At 43.6% G+C, this 3,557-nt stretch carries 3 protein-coding genes and 1 pseudogene; all 4 read right to left on the bottom strand.

What is annotated here, in order from left to right:
* A partial coding sequence (locus tag A1D16_RS03335; RefSeq protein WP_290707800.1) for a hypothetical protein occupies positions 1-254 on the bottom strand: 254 nt, incomplete at its 3' end.
* 4 nt (positions 255-258) lie between these two features.
* On the bottom strand, positions 259-1,449 hold the full coding sequence (locus A1D16_RS03330; RefSeq protein ID WP_290707799.1) for a hypothetical protein: 1,191 nt from the start codon (positions 1,447-1,449) through the stop codon (positions 259-261).
* A 255-nt stretch (positions 1,450-1,704) separates the two neighbouring features.
* Positions 1,705-3,063, bottom strand: coding sequence for a T9SS type A sorting domain-containing protein (locus A1D16_RS03325; protein WP_290707798.1), 1,359 nt, complete (start codon positions 3,061-3,063; stop codon positions 1,705-1,707).
* A 244-nt stretch (positions 3,064-3,307) separates the two neighbouring features.
* Positions 3,308-3,557, bottom strand: a pseudogene (fusA, locus tag A1D16_RS03320) (elongation factor G); the annotation flags it as partial.

Here is a 3,557-nt window from a genome sequence, read left to right as displayed (position 1 = left end):
GTAAACAACAACACCTTATCCTGCTGTTCCGAAAGCGACCAGGATTTAATAACAAGCGGCGCTGCTGCACCTTCAGGTGTAAGCTGAGCAGCACGCAGAAACACCGAATCCTTTGCGCCTGTCAGAGAATAGTATTGAATCTCATTTTTATTGCGGCGAAAGTAGCCGTTGCCATCGGGAGTCCATTGAAGGGGGCCTTGTGCATTAGCCACGCCTGCCACCATTAATACGGTGAATAGTAAAAAAATTCGCATGGATTTATTCTATTGGATCCTGAAGGTAGGGAATCAGGCCCGAATAGGTTCTGCCATCCGCAGTAACTTTATAAACAAGTCGTTCATTCTGCTCCTCCGCTTTTATTTCAAAACGGACGGTATTACCTGCTGAAAGCTGGCTGTGGTAATACTTTTCGAGCCTGCTTCCTTTTTCTGAATACAACTCAATCAAAACTTTTGAATCCTGGTTAGCGGTAACTTCAAGAAACCGTTGCCCCTGCCCACTAACTAGTTTTGCACGGGTTGTATATGATTTCTCATCAACCGGCAATTCCGGTACTGGGGTTAATAATTTCCAGCGTAAAATCCAGCTGTTGGAACAGGTTATAAACTGATGACTCCATCCCAGCAAAAACCGGCCATTTTCAAATGCTTCGTTAACGATCCGGACAGCGGTATACAAATCATTCAGTTGGTGTTTGGAAAGGGTTTGATTGCCAGCCAATACTTCCACCGCCAGATCGTTTAAGGCTTCTACCGTATTATCCGCTCCTAAAACTTCTTTCAGCGACGACGGGAATTTCCAGGAATATACAATACGGTTATCCTCCCCTGCTCCACAGGGCGATAAATAAGCCGTGTTCCCCTGCTGAGCAGGTTTCAACTGTTGTGTTACCAGCCAATTGCCAAATTCTAACCGGAAATCATTCAACAGTTCATTTCCTTGCCTCGAGCGATTTAAAGCCAACGCAAGCAATTGGCGAACCAAGGAACGGTTCATTTCAATGGTACCTGCATCTGCCTGATCTTTCACCACCACCTGGGCGAAGAAGACGGGGTCGTGCACTTTCCCTAATAACAAGGCCTGCAGGGTAATTAGCTGGTCGGCTTTCAGCCGGAATAATTCGGTTCCTTTCCTGGACCGGAGAACGATCTCCTGCCGGTTGGCCCGTTTATCGGCAATACTACCTGCCGGCATACCTGCATACTGATCGGGCAAATAGGTGTTTAACGATACAGGTGTTTTATCACGAAGCGCATGATCATAGTTGTTTAGCACTTCTTCTGCCGGCTGAAACGGCATGGACCAGGAAACGGTTTCAGTGAGCGACTTTTTTTTCAGTATGGAATAATCCTGAACGGATTGGGAAAAGCTGGGATTGCCAAGCAGATAACTGGCTGCAAATACTGCTACGGATGCAATGCTTTGATTGCGGAATAGTTTAAAAGCCATGTCGGTACAATTAGTGAACGGAATAAAAATGACAACTGGCTTTACGGGGATCTTGGGTACGGGGATTAACCAGGATGGTTAGATTAGGAACAGCATTGTCTTTGGTAGGAAAATTGGAGTAGCTATGTAAAAGTACAATTATTGAGAGGATATTGTCAATAGACAGCAAGTGATTTATTAATGCAACATTGTTGCATTAATAGAATATTTTAAAAGAAGTTGCCCGCAGGCAACTTCTTTTAATAAGGCGCATTATTAGTTCTGTCGCTTAATCAGTTTACCTGAGAAGCTAGCGCTATTGGTAGTGACTTTGTAAATAATTGTTTCTGTTCCGCCTGTTTTCGGCACATATACCAGGTTTTTGGTTTCGCCTTTACGCATACTACCCGTGTAGAGCAACTCAAGACGCTGTCCTGCAGTATTGAATACTTCCACCAATACCGGACCGTCTGCATTGGCTTTAACCTGGAAGTTTACACGATCTACAAATGGGTTCGGGAATGCTTTTACTTCGGTAGCAGTTATTTCAGGCTGTGTTTTTGCAGCTAACGATTCATCGGTATTGATTCCATATCCATAACCACCGCCATACCACTGATAGAACGCAGCCGTCCATTTGTAATACCAATAATTAGCACAGTTAACTTCGCGATCAGACCAGCCAATAAAATACCGTCCTTCGTTGAAGGCCTCGTTGATAGCGACTACAGCTTGTTCAATATCTTTTAAACTTACTCCTTCAGGAATGGGACGACCTGTTATGGTAAAACCAGCCAGGCAGAATAAGCCCCAAACGGTTTTATCTTCACCAAGTGCATTTACCACGTTGGAAGGTATGCGCCAGGAATCAATGGCCTTTTTGGAATTACCATTCCAGCCACAATCCAGCATTCTTGGTTTACTGCAGGAAGAGCGGGGATCTCTTGCCTGGGTAACCAGGTAGCGGCCGGCTTCCAATGGAAAATCTTCCAGTACCCTGTCTGGTGTAAGGTTCATGTTCAATGCCAGGGTAATGGTTTCTGCCAGCAAAGTATTGTTGATTTTACCATTTTTAACCGGTGTATTCCAATCTACACTATAGATTCCATCTACGAGCGCATTCTTTCCTTTTCCGGGTAACAGCTTCTGCAGTTTAGCTGCTTCGCTCTGGTAGGCATAGAAATATTTTTCGGTATCCAGGTAACCAAAAAACAGGGTCTGGTAATACATGTTACCCATGCTCATATCTATGATCTCGAGTGAGCTCATATTTTCACCGCCCGGAGTGCAGGAACTTTCTTTGGTATTCCCATAAAAGTCTTGTGTAAAACTGTAGTACAATTCGGGCTTGGCAGGATTGTACACATTCCATTTGAACTTGTTTTTCTTTCTGTCTTTCTTGAATTTATTCCACTTTTTATTCTTTTTATCAAAACCCCATTCATACTCGGTATCCAGGCAATCGTTATCGCCTGATCCCTGTCCGTATTGAGCGGCAACAGGACCCAAGCCAATAAAGAGGGTCAATACCAGTAAGGCAAATTTGCGGAGTTTTGAAAACTGAAAACCGGTTTTCGGTTGTAGCTGACTGTTATTTGAAACAGTCGTGTAGGGGCATGTAAAAGTAATAGCCATATAAGCCAGGTTTAGGTTAAGAAAATATACTGTTCGATATGGCTTTGGAAGGATGCTTGGTACGGAACCTTAAAAAACGTTTCTGGGGATTTTTCAGGAATGGATGAGGAGAACAATCTGGTAGAGGGCATAAAAGTAATTCAGGGCAGTGCATATTGTCAAGAGGGAGGGCCTGAATTATTTATGCAACAATGATGCATAAATGAAAATGGCATAAAAAAACCGGCCGAAGCCGGTTTTACTATTAAGCGTTTACTTTTCCTTTGATTTTTGCAATCACTTCTTCTGCAATATTATTAGGTGCAGGAGCATAGTGAGAAAATTCCATGGTAGAAGAGGCACGTCCGGAAGACAGGGAACGCAATTGCGTTACATAACCAAACATTTCACTCAACGGAACTTTAGCTTTAATAACCTGTGCGTTATTACGGCTATCCATACCTTCCATCATACCACGACGACGGTTAAGGTCACCGGTAACATCACCCATATAC

The organism is Flavihumibacter sp. CACIAM 22H1, assembly GCF_001601815.1.
Taxonomy (GTDB): domain Bacteria; phylum Bacteroidota; class Bacteroidia; order Chitinophagales; family Chitinophagaceae; genus Flavihumibacter.
This window is presented reverse-complemented; position numbering and strand designations above follow the sequence as displayed.

Bases quoted from the DNA above. Each gene is read 5' to 3' on its own strand.
- A1D16_RS03330 (WP_290707799.1), bottom strand. From the start codon at position 1,449: ATGGCTTTTAAACTATTCCGCAATCAAAGCATTGCATCCGTAGCAGTA.
- A1D16_RS03325 (WP_290707798.1), bottom strand. From the start codon at position 3,063: ATGGCTATTACTTTTACATGCCCCTACACGACTGTTTCAAATAACAGT.